Origin of the sequence: Marinitoga piezophila KA3, from assembly GCF_000255135.1 — a bacterium.
Lineage (GTDB): Bacteria > Thermotogota > Thermotogae > Petrotogales > Petrotogaceae > Marinitoga > Marinitoga piezophila.
On the sequence record NC_016751.1, the window covers coordinates 1,077,933 to 1,091,260 of the forward strand.

The following is a 13,328-nucleotide window of genomic DNA, read 5'->3' on the forward strand; positions in this document are numbered from 1 at the left end:
TTTTACCTCCAGGAAAAAAAGGAGCCGAAGCTCCTTTAATTTAAATTTAAAAGTTATATTTCTTCGGCAATTATATATACAATTTCAAGTTGTTTTTCACCTTTTTTATCCTTCTTTACAGAAACCTGGAACCATAACAATAAGTCTCTTAAATATTCTTTTGAATCATTTAAGAATAAGTCTTTACCCTTGCCATTTATCTTTCCGCTTTTAATTGTTCCGTCTTTATATTTAACATATACAATTGCATCATCTGCATATTTAAATGGTTCTACAAATTTCTGGGTAAATAATCTATGTGTTGCCGGTTCAAACGAAACTAACTTTCCACCATAAAATGTCCAGAAGAAAATATTCATATCTTCAGGTCTTTGGATAAATTTTTCTTCTACAATGTCAAGAGTTATTCTTGCATCTGGAACAAAATAGGCTTTATCGGAAATTTTCATATCATTTAATTTATCTTTCACTTCATTCCAATAATCCAGAAAATCTGTATTTTCTGTATAATCAACCTTTTCATAACCATATTGATAGTATTCAAGAAAGTCTTTAAGTGATTTAAATGTTGCATAATCGCGTTTAACGTTTAATCTATCTTTAGTAAAGTAATATGCTATATTTCCATTTATATAATCATTTTTAATTACTTTATTTCTATAAATATAATCAACTTCTGTATTAAACATTACACCTATTCCAGCTGGAACCTTTGAAGCATTAACCTCTTTGAACAATACTTTATATTTTTCAGGAATACCTTCAAACCCATATTCTGCCAATTTTTTCATCATTTCTATTGTATCAACATTTACTGTATACCATTTAATTTTGAAGGAATCTGGATTGGCAATTTTAAATTTATTTGTCAATTTTAAAGTCACAGGAAGCTTTTCATTTTTTCTGGTTGGTTTAAAAACATGAGAGATATTTTTAATCCATATTTCATTTCCATTTTTTTCAATTGTACCAAAACTTGAAAACTCAAATTTTTTACTATTATTATCAACAGTAGCAAGAGACTTATATCTTAGCGCAAAGTCTTTTCCATCAAATATTTCTTTCTTATCCCATTTTAGCCTTTTGCTTACATATGTATTTTCTGCAATATTTTCAACATAGAATTTTTTATGCAAATAAATCTTTGAATTATCCAATGTAATTATTTCATTGCCATTATCTATATTAAACTTTATTATATCATTTGAAAGATTATATGGCTCAAGTATTTTAATTTTTCCGCTATTTGGTTTTAATGGTTCAAATAATGCATATTCCCCTTCTAATGATTTTTTAGGAAGATAAGAAATCATGTTATTATACGTTCTTACAGGTATTTTTGCATTATCCGGTATTTTAACTGGAGCCTGTGTAAATAAATATGAAACCATTGTATAAAAATATGCTCTTGAAACAAGGGTATATGCATCTATCTTAGTTGTTTGATCAAAATATTTTATTAAAGGAACTATTTTTCCTTTATCATTTGTTAAGAAGTATTTTTCAAAAACTGTTAAATATCCTGCTTCAGCCGGTGATTGTATTCCTGTATATACACTTAATCTTCTATTTAACTCTTCTGCGTATGTCACGAGATTTTTAGATGAAGTCATGGGAATATACGGACCAAAGCTCCAATTATTTTCAAGGGCTTTTAACGTAAATATCTTAACAAAATATTTTATCATATCCAACTTTGTTATAGTATTTAATGGGTTTATAGAATCAAATAATGGTACTCCAAGCTTTTTTATAAAATAATTATTCATATATTCCATATATCCAAAATCTCTTGAAAAATCGTATCCATCATTAACATATAATTTCTCCAATTTTGATTTTACATCTTCAAAGGTTGGAGAGGATAATGGAAAATCCTTTAAAATTTCATCTTCAACGCCAAAAATTCTTGCTGCTACCACTGCAACTTCAACTTCTCTAACGGCATCTTCAGGATAAAAATTATATGAAAATCTTGAATCAAGCATTTTAAAATTAGTTTCAGAATCTATATTTTCGTATATAACCGTTTTTAAAGCATCTCTTACAAAATTTTGATAATCTTTTATTGAATCATCAATATTAAAAAACAAAAGTGGTTGTTTTGGTGAATTCACAGCTAAAACCAACACACTTAACATAAGCAATGCTAAAACAAAAATCTTCTTCATACAGGTCCCTCCTTGAATATTTTTATGTCAGAAATAATATCGTCTAAATTATATCATAATATTACAATTCGAACAAATTTTTTTCAAATTTTATATAAAATACGAATAATTTATCACTTGATATATTAATTTAAAGTTAAATGAAGGTGTCTTTTTTTACAAAAAAGCGATTGTTATATGTTTTTTTTTATGATATAATACTACTATAATATTTTCATTCAGGAGGCGTATATGAAGAAGTATGTAGCTTTTTTTGATCTCGATAAAACCATTCTTGATACTTACAGTCCAAAACTATATTATAAATATGAAATAAAGCATGGAAAATTCCCATTATGGAAATACTATAAAATGGGAATTTATACTATATTCTATAAAATGGGAATTGAAATAAAAGATATGGAAACAATGGTTAAGGAAATGGCTATGAAATATAAAGGACAAAATGCCGAAGAAGCTTTTAGTTTCGCAAGACAATGGTTTGAAGAAGATGGCAAATATCACATAAGAGAAAGCATAAAAGAAGAAATAGAATTTCATAGATCAAATGGCGCTTATCTTTCTTTAATTTCTGCTTCACCAGACTCTCTTGTGGCACCTTTTGCAGAATATTTGAAATTTGACGATATGATCTGTACAAAAACTATTGTTGAAAATGGTATTATTACCGGAGAAATAGGAACATATATGTATGAAAAAAATAAGGTTATAGAAGCTAAAAAATTATGCGAAAAAAACGGCTTTGATATTAAAGATGCATATTTCTACAGTGATTCCATTTCCGATTTACCGCTTTTGGAAACAGTGGGAAATCCTATATGTGTTAATCCTGATCTTAGATTAAAATGGATTGCTAAAAAACGAGGTTGGAGAATTATATATAAATAAAAAAAAATCGGGCATTTTTATTGCCCGATTTTTTTACCAGATATTCAATCTAAATCCCTGAATATCTTCGTCTGTACTTTCAAATTCCTCATCTTCTATTCTTTTATATTCCCAGTCAAATAAGGTAAAGTAAATTTTCCCTTCTTTACATTCTGTAAATACAGAAGGTAAAGTATCTTCTTCATCTTCTTCACTCATTGCCTCAACGATGAATGAATATGCGTTTGCATCTGTAATTTCTGCTATATCTTTCAATAATTTCACAGCATTATCAAATTCCAGATCACTTTCAAATGAAAACGGAAATGGGATTGGAACATCCATTGCATTAATATCATAATCTTCAAGCATTTCCTTTAAATCTTCTGCATAATCATAATCATATTCTCCAACCTTCTCAATAACCTTTTTAGTTGTTTCTTCATTTAATGATGTCCATAACATCACTGTAGGATGAATATGATCTCCATGAAATATTCCATCTTTTGCACCTTCTATTGCTGCTTCATGATAATTTTTACATTCTGCCATAATAACACCTCATATCTCCTGAATTTTCTACGTTTTGATTATAACACTCTTTTTTTAATTTTTTATAAAATTAATAATAGGTTTATGATATAATAAAATCGAATTTTTATAGCGAGGTGATTGAAATTTACTATTCAATATTAAAACCTGTTGAAGTATCCATTAAAATAAAACGTTCTGAATTTATTGGAAATATTAAAAAAGTTAATTCCGAAGAAGAAGCAAAAGCATTTATAAAAGAAATATCTTCAAAATATAAAAATGCCACACACAATTGCTGGGCATACAAAATTTCTGAAAATAAATTCAATTATTCCGATGATGGAGAACCATCTGGAACAGCAGGAAAACCAATATTTGGAAAAATAGAAAAATTTAACCTTTCAAATGTTGCTATTGTTGTGACCAGATATTTTGGTGGAGTAAAATTAGGAGTTCGTGGTTTAATTGATGCATATTCTGAAACAGCTGAGAAGGTTATAATTGAATCAAAAATAGCAAAATATATAGATTTAAAAATATATAATGTAATCACTGATTATTCTAAATACGCAGAAATAGAAAGATTATTAAAAAGATTAAATGGCTGGAAAATAATAAATAATACATTTACAGATAAAGTATCTTTTGAAATAGCCATTGAAGAAGAATATGAAAAAGATATTGTTTCTATATTATCCCAAAAAGGTGAGATCAATTATTTAAGAATAGAAGAAGTTGGTAAAGAAGTATGATATAATTCAATTTGAAAGGCAATTCATATTATACAAAATATATATATAAGATTGGGGGAATATTATGTTTGATAGAGGCACATACACAGAGATTAATATTTCCAATTATTTGTACAACATAGATTTAATTGAAAAAAAAGCTGGAACAAAAGCAATACCGGTATTAAAAGCTAACGCTTACGGACACGGGGCTATTCCTCTTGCAAAGGCATTGGTTAAAAGAGGAGTTGATATGATAGCTGTAGCCTTTTTAGGAGAAGGAATAGAAATTAGAAAAAGTGGTGTTAATATACCAACACTTGTATTCAATTATGTTAAACCTGAATATATAAAAGAAAATATGGAAAATTTCATCTATACACTTGGCTCCATTGAACAGCTCAATGGACTTATTGAATATTTTGGAAGCGATATTAAAAAAATTGATTTTCATATAAATATAAATACAGGCATGAACAGAATGGGTTTTAAAAGAGAAGAAATAGACTTTCTCATTAAACAAATTAAAAAATATGATTTGAATATAAAGGGGATTTATTCCCATTTTGCAACAGCAGATGCGCTTGATGAATTTGTAAAAGAACAATATTATAATTTTATTTCCGCTGTAGATTATATTGAAGATAATGGAATAGAATTGCCAATAAAACATATATGTAATTCAGCCGCAGCTCTATTCTTTCCGGAATTTGCACATGACTATGTAAGACCAGGAATTGCAACATACGGATTACAACCTTCAGATATAGAAAAAGAGGAGGGATTAAAACCTGTATTATCCTGGAAAAGTGTTGTTGCAAAAAGAGGTGTTTTAAAAGCTGGAGAAAGTGTAAGTTATGGCAGAACATATTTTGCAAAACAGGATATACCAATAGCCACAATACCTGTTGGATATGCTGACGGATATTTTAGGCAACTTTCAAACAAGGGATATGTATTGATTCATGGAAAAAAATGTAATATAATAGGGAGAGTCTGTATGGATCAATTTGTTGTAGAAACAACAAAGGTAGAAAACGTAAATCTTGGCGACGAAGTTATCTTAATAGGCGAACAAAATGGAAATAGAATCACTGCCGAAGAATTGGGAACCTTAGCTGAAACTATAAATTACGACATAACTTCAAAGATTACCTGGAGAGTACCAAGGGTATATATAGACTAGGAGGAAAAATATGAAAAACACTGGCGGTATAAGTTTAGGAGATATGTTAAAAGAAAAAGGGCAATTATCAGACGATATTATAAACACTTCATATATTTCAGATTTAAAGGTTAATGATGTAAAAGATGTTGAAGGAAAGGTTTTAAGCAAACGCCTTCAAACAACAAAGGATGGAAAGGAATTTTTGCTTTTTACTCTGGGAGATAAAACAGGAACATTAAGAGCTATTGATTGGTTCAATGCCTCAAAAAACAATGAAAAAATAAATATTGGAGACATTATCAGATTAAGAGGTAAAATAGTTGTATTTGATAGTAGATTGCAATTAAATGTTGATAAAGACAGTGAAATAAAAATCTTAAAAGAAGACGAAATAGACCCTGAAAAGTTTATCAAGAGCAGCTCTAAAGATGTGGAATACCTAAAAAATGAATTATATGCAATTATTGATTCCATTAAGGATATAGATATCAAAAACCTGCTGACATATATGTTTATCAAGGATAAAAAATTCATTAAGCAATTTTTTGATTCACCTGCAGCTATTAGCGTTCATCATGCGTATAAACACGGATTACTTGAACACACAGTAGATGTCGCAAAATTATGTATTTCAATCTCTGAAAATTATATAGATATTGTCCAGAAGGACATTCTTATTGCAGGAGCGTTATTACATGATATTGGAAAAATAAGAGAATACAAAATAACCCCTGCTGGTATAGAGAAAACAGATGAAGGCGAGTTAATAGGACATATTGCACTGGGAACAAATATGGTTATAGAAGCTGCAAAAAAAGTTAACAATATGCCTTCTGAAAAACTTGAACAGATACTACATATGATTGTTTCACATCATGGAGAACTCGAATGGGGTAGTCCAATAGTTCCCAAAACAATAGAAGCATTTATATTACATTTTGCTGATAATTTAAGTTCTAAAGTAGAGCAGGTTAGAAATCATATTGAAGAATCCAATAACAAAGATTGGACAGATTATAACAAAAATCTTGGCCGAAAGATAAAAATAACAAAATTGGAGGACAAATAAATGCCTAAAACTGCAAAAAAAATAGTAATAGTGGAATCACCAGCCAAAGCAAAAACAATAGAAAAATATCTTGGCTCAGAATACAAAGTAGTGGCATCCAAAGGACATATTAGAGATTTGCCACAGAAAAAATTTGGTGTTGATATTGAAAAGGATTTCGAACCGGAATTTGAACTCATGCCTGGTAAAGAAAAGGTTGTAGAGGATCTTAAAAAAATAGCAAAAGGTAAAACAGTCTATCTTGCACCTGATATGGATAGAGAAGGAGAAGCTATTGCCTGGCATTTGAGTTATTTACTCGGACTTGATGAAAATGAAGAAAATAGAATAATCTTTTCAGAAATTACCAAAAACACCATTCAGGAAGCCATAAAATCACCAAGAAAAATAGATAAAAATAAAGTTGGTGCTCAATTAGCAAGGAGAATTCTTGATAGGATAGTTGGTTATAAAATAAGTCCTATTTTATGGAGAATTTTAAAGGATTATAATACCAGTGCCGGTAGAGTACAATCTGCCGCTTTAAAGATACTTGTTGACAGAGAAAGACAGATATTTAAGTTTAAACCAAAAGAATTTTATAAGATATTTTTAAAGTATATGGAACAGGATATACCACTGGTAAAAATAGATGGAAAAAAATTTAAAAAAGAAAGTATTTCAGAAAAGAAAAAAGAAGAAATATTCAAAGAACTGGAAAACGCTATTTACTCTGTTACTGCGGTTACAGAAAAGGAAACAAAGAAAAATCCCCCTCAACCATTTATAACCAGTACATTACAACAAAGCGCAATTTCAAAATATGGCTGGTCATCACAAAAAACAATGCAAATAGCTCAAAAACTATACGAAGGTATTGAAACAAAAGAAGGCCCTATTGCCTTTATCACATATATGAGAACAGATTCAACAAGAATCTCAGAAGACGCTATGAAAAAAGCTCACGAATATCTCGAATCAAATTTTGGAAAAGAGTATACAGGTCATTTTAAGGTTAAAAAGTCAAAGAAAAAGATTCAGGATGCTCACGAAGCTATAAGACCAACAGATGTATTTATGGATCCTAAAAAAGCAAAAGAACTTATCTCTGGCGATGCTTTAAAATTATATACATTAATCTGGAATAGGTTTATGGCTTCACAATCAGCTCCTTCAAAATATATTGAAAAAACATATACAATAAGCGATAACAATAAAAAATATGAATTTGAAGCTGTTGGAAGAAAAAGAATATTTGATGGATTTGAAAAATTCTGGAGTTCAAGCACAACTGAAAAAGAATATGAAATACCGGAAAAGGGTATATTAGAAAATATTGAATTAAAGGCAGAAAGAGATGAAACCAAGCCACCTTCAAGATATACAGAAGCTTCATTGGTAAAAGAAATGGAAAGTAAGGGAATTGGAAGGCCTTCTACATATGCAACTATAATCACTACATTATTAAATAGAAAATATGTAATAAAAGAAAAAAATTCATTAATACCAACACTTGTTGGATTTGTAGTTTCAGATATACTCGAAATGAACTTTCCGGAAATTGTTGACGTTAAATTTACCGCCCATATGGAAGAGAACCTGGATAAAGTTGAATCTGGAGAAATGGATTGGAAAACCCTTTTAAAGGAATTTTATGCAGAATTTGAAAAATTCCTTAATGATACAGATAAAAAATTAAAAGAGCGTTCTATGGACTTTACATATAATACAGATATTTCATGTGAAAAATGCGGTGAAAAGATGCAACTCCAATTTGGACGTTACGGATTATACTTAAAATGTCCAAAATGCGGTGAAAACAAAGGCATTCAAAAAGGCGCCTTAGGTGTTACCATTGATAAAAAGGTATATTTAGATGAATCATTTTTAAAAACAGAAAAAGGAAAAGAGGAAGGAATAGGCAGACAATGTCCAAAATGTGGCGGTGAATTGGTAATAAAAAGCGGAAGATTTGGAAAGTTTATAGCCTGTTCAAATTATCCAGAATGCAAATATACTGAACCATTACCGGCAAGAGGTAAATGTCCAAAATGTGGCGGTACCGTTCATAAAATGAAAAGCAAAAAGGGGAAAGTATATTATAAATGTTCAGAATGTGGTGAAATGTTCTGGGATGAACCTTCCGATTATAGATGTCCTTCATGTAACGGACCTTTATTCTATAAAAGAAAAAACAGAGAAGAAATGCTCTATTGTCCAGAAGAAAAGAAATACTTTAAAGAAAGTGAGATAAATGAACTATAAAATAGCCCTTATTTATGGCGGTAATTCAAATGAACGTGAAGTTTCAATAAGAAGTGCAAAAAATATAGCTATGGCCATTGTAAAAAATGGCTATAGCTTATGTAAGTATGATTTAAAAACAGATTGGGAAAGGTTTGTTAATGAATATAAAATTGCAGATCTGGTTTTTAACATTGTTCATGGCTATGAAGGTGAAGATGGAACTTTACAGAGAAAACTTGAAAAACTTGGAATTGAATATATTGGATCAGATTCCAGCACTTCTGAAAAGACCTTTGATAAATGGGCGTTTATTCAAAGTATAAAAAAAGATTTCTCTGTTCCAAAATCCTTTTTAACAGACAAATATATAGAACCGCCTTTAGATTTTCCTTTAATTATTAAACCAAGGAAAAGCGGCTCTAGCTTGGGGATTCATATATGCCATAATTTAGATGAATATAATAAATTTCTTAAAGAAGAACTCCAAAATTTTGGCGAAATAATAATACAGGAATATATAAAAGGTCGTGAAATCTCTGTAAGTATCATTCAGAAAAATGATGAAACCTTAGTTCTACCTATTCTTGAAATAAAACCTAAAAATGAATTTTATGATTATGAAGCAAAATATACAGAAGGATATACTGATTTTGAAGTGCCTGCAAAACTCGAAAAAGATTTAGAAGAAAAGATTATAAAAGATTTTAAAAAGCTTTTTTTAATGATGAATATACGGGATTTTTGTAGAATTGATGCAATAATAAAAAATGATAAATATTATATTCTGGAAATAAATACAATTCCTGGAATGACTGAATTAAGCGATTTACCTCAATCAGCAGCAGCATATGGCCTTTCTTTTGAAGAATTGGTGGATATACTAATAAAAAATCATTTAAAAGATTAAACAATCGGGCTTTTAGCCCGATTTTAATATATTTAATATAATCGTACAGAGGTGATTTTAATGTCAAGAGAATATATAATTCCTGTTTTTATACCACACGCGGGTTGTAAAAAAATATGTGTATTTTGCAATGAATATTCTGCAACAGGAATAAGAAAAAAACCTGATGAAAATAATTTAAATGATATATTCAATAGATATATTGAATATTTCCCTGAAAACGTAAATCCTTATATAGCCTTTTATGGAGCAACATTTACAGGAATGGACATAGAATTAATGAAATTTTACCTTAACTGGGCAGAAGAAAAAATTAAAAATGGCTTGGCATATGGCATTAGATTTTCCACATCACCAGAAGAAATTACAGAGAAAAAAATGAATGTTCTAAAAAATTATACAATTAATTTTATAGAAATTGGTATTCAATCATTTTATGAAGATATAATAAAAGCAGCAAACAGGCCACACGATTTAAATAACGTCTGGAATGCAATTGAATTATTGGAAAAATATGACTTTGACTATGGCATTCATTTAATGACAGGTTTGCCAAAAAGCTCTTATTATAAAGACTTAAATTCTGCAGTAATTGCAACATTTATAGGTGCTAAAAGTGTGAGGATACATCCAACAGTTATTTTAAAAAATTCAACACTTGAAAAAATGTATAAAAACAAGGAATATACTCCAGAAACGCTTGATGAGGCTGTTGAAAAAGTAGCTAAAATGACAGAAATTATAGAAGCTAATGATAAAAAGGTAATAAGACTTGGTATATGTTTATACGGTAAAGAAAGAGAAAATGTTGTAGCTGGTCCTTATCATGATTCTTTTGGTGATCTTGTAAGAAGTAAAATAGCTCGAGATATTATTGAAACTTTTGCTAAAGATAAATTGATTGTTCCTATGCAATATAAAGCAAATTTTATTGGCTTTAAAAAGAGCAATAAAGAGCTTTTGGAACACAGCAATATAGAATTTCATAATGGCAGTAAATTTTTATTAAACAATATTGAACTTAAATATGCTGATATTCTAAAAATCTTATTAAATCAAAATTTCATCTTATAGTAAAAAAGATAATTTCAATTTTTCTATTTTAAAATTGCAATTTGCTATTTCCTCTTTTTTTTATTATAATAATAGATAAGAAGATTTTAAAAAAGGGGTGATTGAGATGCTATACCATATGCCTACAAAATTGTATTACGGAAAAGATATTATTTCTAAACATAAAGATGAAATGATTTTAGGAGAAAAGGCTCTTATTGTTACAGGAAAACATTCTGCAAAACTTACAGGAGCACTTGATGATGTGATTTCTGTTCTTAATGAATTTAAAATCCCATATGTGCATTATGATGAAATAGGTGAAAATCCCACATATGATATGGTTATAAAAGGAAAAGAACTCGGTATAAAGGAAAATTGTGATTTTGTTATTGCCATAGGCGGTGGAAGCCCTATGGATGCAGGTAAGGCTATTTCTGTCTTAATTGCGAATCCAGAGTTAACACCAGATGATTTATTTGATTCTTCAAAATATGAAGTTTCAGTACCAATTATAACAGTTCCAACAACTGCAGGAACGGGAAGCGAAGTTACAGAATACGCTGTTTTAACAAAACCAAACGGAAGAAAATCCGGTTTTAAAGATGTTCTAATATTCCCTGATGTTTCTTACTTAGATCCTAAATACATGACAAAAATGAGCAGGGAGTTAACTCTTACCACTGCTGTTGATGCGCTTTCACATTCCATTGAAGGTGTTCTTTCAAAAAAGGCTACATTTATGTCTGATATCCTTGCAAAAGAATCTATCTCATTAATAAAAGAATATCTTCCAAAAGTATTAAATGATCTTGAAAACGTTGAATATAGAGAAAAACTGGCTTTAGCTTCAACATTAGCTGGAATAGTTATAGCCCAAACTGGAACAATATTACCACATTCTCTTGGATATAGAATTACCATTCACAAAGGAATAAGGCATGGACAGGCTACAGCTATATTCCTTCCATTTGTACTTGAAGAAGTAAAAAAAGCAGAACCGGAAAAAGTAAAAATAATTGAAGATATATTTGGTTCAATTGATGAGTTCACAACCTTCTTAAAAGAACTTGGTATTTATAACTTTAAATTTGAATATAAAGACGATGAACTTGATTTATTTATAAATGAAGTTTTAAATTCATCACATGTAAAAAACACACCGGGTGAATATAATTACAACAAGATTAAAGATATGTATAATAAAATATTGGAAATGTGATAAAATAATATTGGAGTGATAAATTTTGAAAATATTTCTTATAAGGCATGGAATGACAGATTGGAATCTAAAAAGAAAATGGCAGGGCACTGTGGATATAGAATTAAACGATATAGGCAAAGAACAGGCAAGAAACCTTGGAAAAAGATTTAAACGCGAGAAATATTCAAAGGTTTATGCTTCACCTTTATCTCGAGCTTATAATACTGCTCTTGAAATATCTAAAAATATAAATAAAAAACCTATAATTCATGAAGGTTTAAAAGAAGCTCACGTTGAATTGTGGAATGGATATCATATTGATGAAGTAAAAGAAAATTTCCCGGAAGAATTTAAATTATGGGGAAATGATCCGTGGGCATATATTAAGGGCGTTGAATCTATGGCAGAAGTTCAGGCAAGAGGAGTAAAAGCCTTAAAAGAAATTGTTAATAATACCTATAATGAAAATGTTGTAATTGTTTCACATGCACTTCTGATCAGAAGCTTAATTTGTTGGGTATTAAATCTTCCTTTAAACCAGCATAGAAATTTTATGCTCGATAATGCGTCAGTAACAACTATAGAATTTGAAAATAATAGATATAGATTAATAAATCTCAACGAAACATGGCATCTTGATATTGAAAGAATTATACATCCAAAAACAGTGGAGGAAGAAATATGAGATTATATACTTATTTTCTACCAGATGTAAAATTGGAAAATCATAAATATTATTTTGTGGTTGATACTTTAAGAGCATCAACTACAATGGCCACTCTTATTTCTGTTGGAGCAGAAAGCGTTTCAATAACCGATGATCCTGATACAGCAATACAAATAAAAAATATGGATAATAATGTAGTATTAGTTGGAGAAAGAGGCGGATTAAAAATTACAGGCTTTGACTTTTCAAATTCTCCAACAGAAATTTTAAGAAATGCTAATCAGGTAAAGGATAAAAAGGTTATTTTATGTACTACAAATGGCTCAAAAGCTTTTTTAAAAGCAAACGATATGGGAATTACCATTTCATTGTCTTTAATTAATCTTAAATCAGCTATTCAATATGTTTTAAGCAAAAAAATTGATGATATTGGAATTGTATGTTCTGGAACAGATGGATATGTTTCTCTTGAAGATGTATTTACAGCAGGTAGATTTTTATCTATATTATCAAAACAGGATATATGCTATTTCAACGATGAAGCATATATAGCATTAAATATGGCTAACATTCCACATACCAGAATATTCCAGTATTCTTTACATGCTCAAAAACTCAAAAAACTTGGCCTTGAAAAAGACCTGAAAATGAGCTTTAATGAAGGATTGCTAAATGTAGTTCCTATCTCAAAGGCAAAAACAAATGAGTTTAAGCCAAAAATAGAAATTTAG

Annotated in this window: 12 protein-coding genes; 10 read left to right on the plus strand and 2 right to left on the minus strand. The window is 29.3% G+C overall.

Features of this window, described 5'->3' with window-relative positions:
- Window positions 1-53: 53 nt before the first annotated feature.
- Window positions 54-2,171, minus strand: coding sequence for a hypothetical protein (locus tag MARPI_RS05180; protein WP_014296539.1), 2,118 nt, complete (start codon window positions 2,169-2,171; stop codon window positions 54-56).
- 231 nt (window positions 2,172-2,402) lie between these two features.
- Between MARPI_RS05180 and MARPI_RS10730 the strand changes: the two genes are divergently transcribed.
- Window positions 2,403-3,059, plus strand: coding sequence for an HAD family hydrolase (locus MARPI_RS10730; protein ID WP_014296540.1), 657 nt, complete (start codon window positions 2,403-2,405; stop codon window positions 3,057-3,059).
- Window positions 3,060-3,092: 33 nt separating this feature from the next.
- On the opposite strand, the gene MARPI_RS05190 is transcribed toward MARPI_RS10730, so the two are convergent.
- Window positions 3,093-3,590, minus strand: coding sequence for a tellurite resistance protein TehB (locus tag MARPI_RS05190; RefSeq protein ID WP_014296541.1), 498 nt, complete (start codon window positions 3,588-3,590; stop codon window positions 3,093-3,095).
- Between the two features lie 116 nt (window positions 3,591-3,706).
- Here MARPI_RS05190 and MARPI_RS05195 point away from each other — a divergent pair, with 116 nt between their 5' ends.
- The 9 genes from MARPI_RS05195 to MARPI_RS05235 all read left to right on the plus strand — a co-directional run bounded on the left by MARPI_RS05195 (window position 3,707) and on the right by MARPI_RS05235 (window position 13,328).
- On the plus strand, window positions 3,707-4,324 hold the full coding sequence (locus tag MARPI_RS05195; RefSeq protein WP_014296542.1) for a YigZ family protein: 618 nt from the start codon (window positions 3,707-3,709) through the stop codon (window positions 4,322-4,324).
- Window positions 4,325-4,388: 64 nt separating this feature from the next.
- On the plus strand, window positions 4,389-5,489 hold the full coding sequence (gene alr / locus MARPI_RS05200; protein ID WP_014296543.1) for an alanine racemase: 1,101 nt from the start codon (window positions 4,389-4,391) through the stop codon (window positions 5,487-5,489).
- A gap of 10 nt (window positions 5,490-5,499) precedes the next feature.
- Entirely contained in the window at window positions 5,500-6,540 is a 1,041-nt protein-coding gene (locus MARPI_RS05205) for a 3'-5' exoribonuclease YhaM family protein (protein ID WP_014296544.1), read from the plus strand.
- On the plus strand, window positions 6,541-8,784 hold the full coding sequence (topA, locus tag MARPI_RS05210; protein ID WP_014296545.1) for a type I DNA topoisomerase: 2,244 nt from the start codon (window positions 6,541-6,543) through the stop codon (window positions 8,782-8,784).
- Window positions 8,774-9,673, plus strand: coding sequence for a D-alanine--D-alanine ligase family protein (locus MARPI_RS05215; protein WP_014296546.1), 900 nt, complete (start codon window positions 8,774-8,776; stop codon window positions 9,671-9,673). Before topA ends, MARPI_RS05215 begins: the two co-directional genes overlap by 11 nt.
- Window positions 9,674-9,733: 60 nt before the next feature.
- Window positions 9,734-10,747: an elongator complex protein 3 gene (locus MARPI_RS05220; protein ID WP_014296547.1), complete on the plus strand. Its 1,014-nt coding sequence runs from the start codon at window positions 9,734-9,736 to the stop codon at window positions 10,745-10,747.
- 106 nt (window positions 10,748-10,853) lie between these two features.
- Window positions 10,854-11,948, plus strand: a complete 1,095-nt coding sequence (locus MARPI_RS05225) for an iron-containing alcohol dehydrogenase family protein (protein WP_014296548.1) — start codon at window positions 10,854-10,856, stop codon at window positions 11,946-11,948.
- Between the two features lie 25 nt (window positions 11,949-11,973).
- The gene (locus tag MARPI_RS05230) at window positions 11,974-12,615 is read left to right on the plus strand and encodes a histidine phosphatase family protein (protein ID WP_014296549.1); all 642 of its coding nucleotides are present in this window, start codon (window positions 11,974-11,976) and stop codon (window positions 12,613-12,615) included.
- The gene (locus MARPI_RS05235; RefSeq protein WP_014296550.1) at window positions 12,612-13,328 is read left to right on the plus strand and encodes a 2-phosphosulfolactate phosphatase; all 717 of its coding nucleotides are present in this window, start codon (window positions 12,612-12,614) and stop codon (window positions 13,326-13,328) included. Before MARPI_RS05230 ends, MARPI_RS05235 begins: the two co-directional genes overlap by 4 nt.

What these genes read in the sequence shown, in the direction of transcription:
- MARPI_RS05180 (WP_014296539.1), bottom strand. Translation starts at nt 2,171, where the DNA reads ATGAAGAAGATTTTTGTTTTAGCATTGCTTATGTTAAGTGTGTTGGTT.
- MARPI_RS10730 (WP_014296540.1), top strand. Translation starts at nt 2,403, where the DNA reads ATGAAGAAGTATGTAGCTTTTTTTGATCTCGATAAAACCATTCTTGAT.
- MARPI_RS05190 (WP_014296541.1), bottom strand. Translation starts at nt 3,590, where the DNA reads ATGGCAGAATGTAAAAATTATCATGAAGCAGCAATAGAAGGTGCAAAA.
- alr (WP_014296543.1), top strand. Translation starts at nt 4,389, where the DNA reads ATGTTTGATAGAGGCACATACACAGAGATTAATATTTCCAATTATTTG.
- MARPI_RS05205 (WP_014296544.1), top strand. Translation starts at nt 5,500, where the DNA reads ATGAAAAACACTGGCGGTATAAGTTTAGGAGATATGTTAAAAGAAAAA.
- topA (WP_014296545.1), top strand. Translation starts at nt 6,541, where the DNA reads ATGCCTAAAACTGCAAAAAAAATAGTAATAGTGGAATCACCAGCCAAA.
- MARPI_RS05215 (WP_014296546.1), top strand. Translation starts at nt 8,774, where the DNA reads ATGAACTATAAAATAGCCCTTATTTATGGCGGTAATTCAAATGAACGT.
- MARPI_RS05220 (WP_014296547.1), top strand. Translation starts at nt 9,734, where the DNA reads ATGTCAAGAGAATATATAATTCCTGTTTTTATACCACACGCGGGTTGT.
- MARPI_RS05225 (WP_014296548.1), top strand. Translation starts at nt 10,854, where the DNA reads ATGCTATACCATATGCCTACAAAATTGTATTACGGAAAAGATATTATT.
- MARPI_RS05235 (WP_014296550.1), top strand. Translation starts at nt 12,612, where the DNA reads ATGAGATTATATACTTATTTTCTACCAGATGTAAAATTGGAAAATCAT.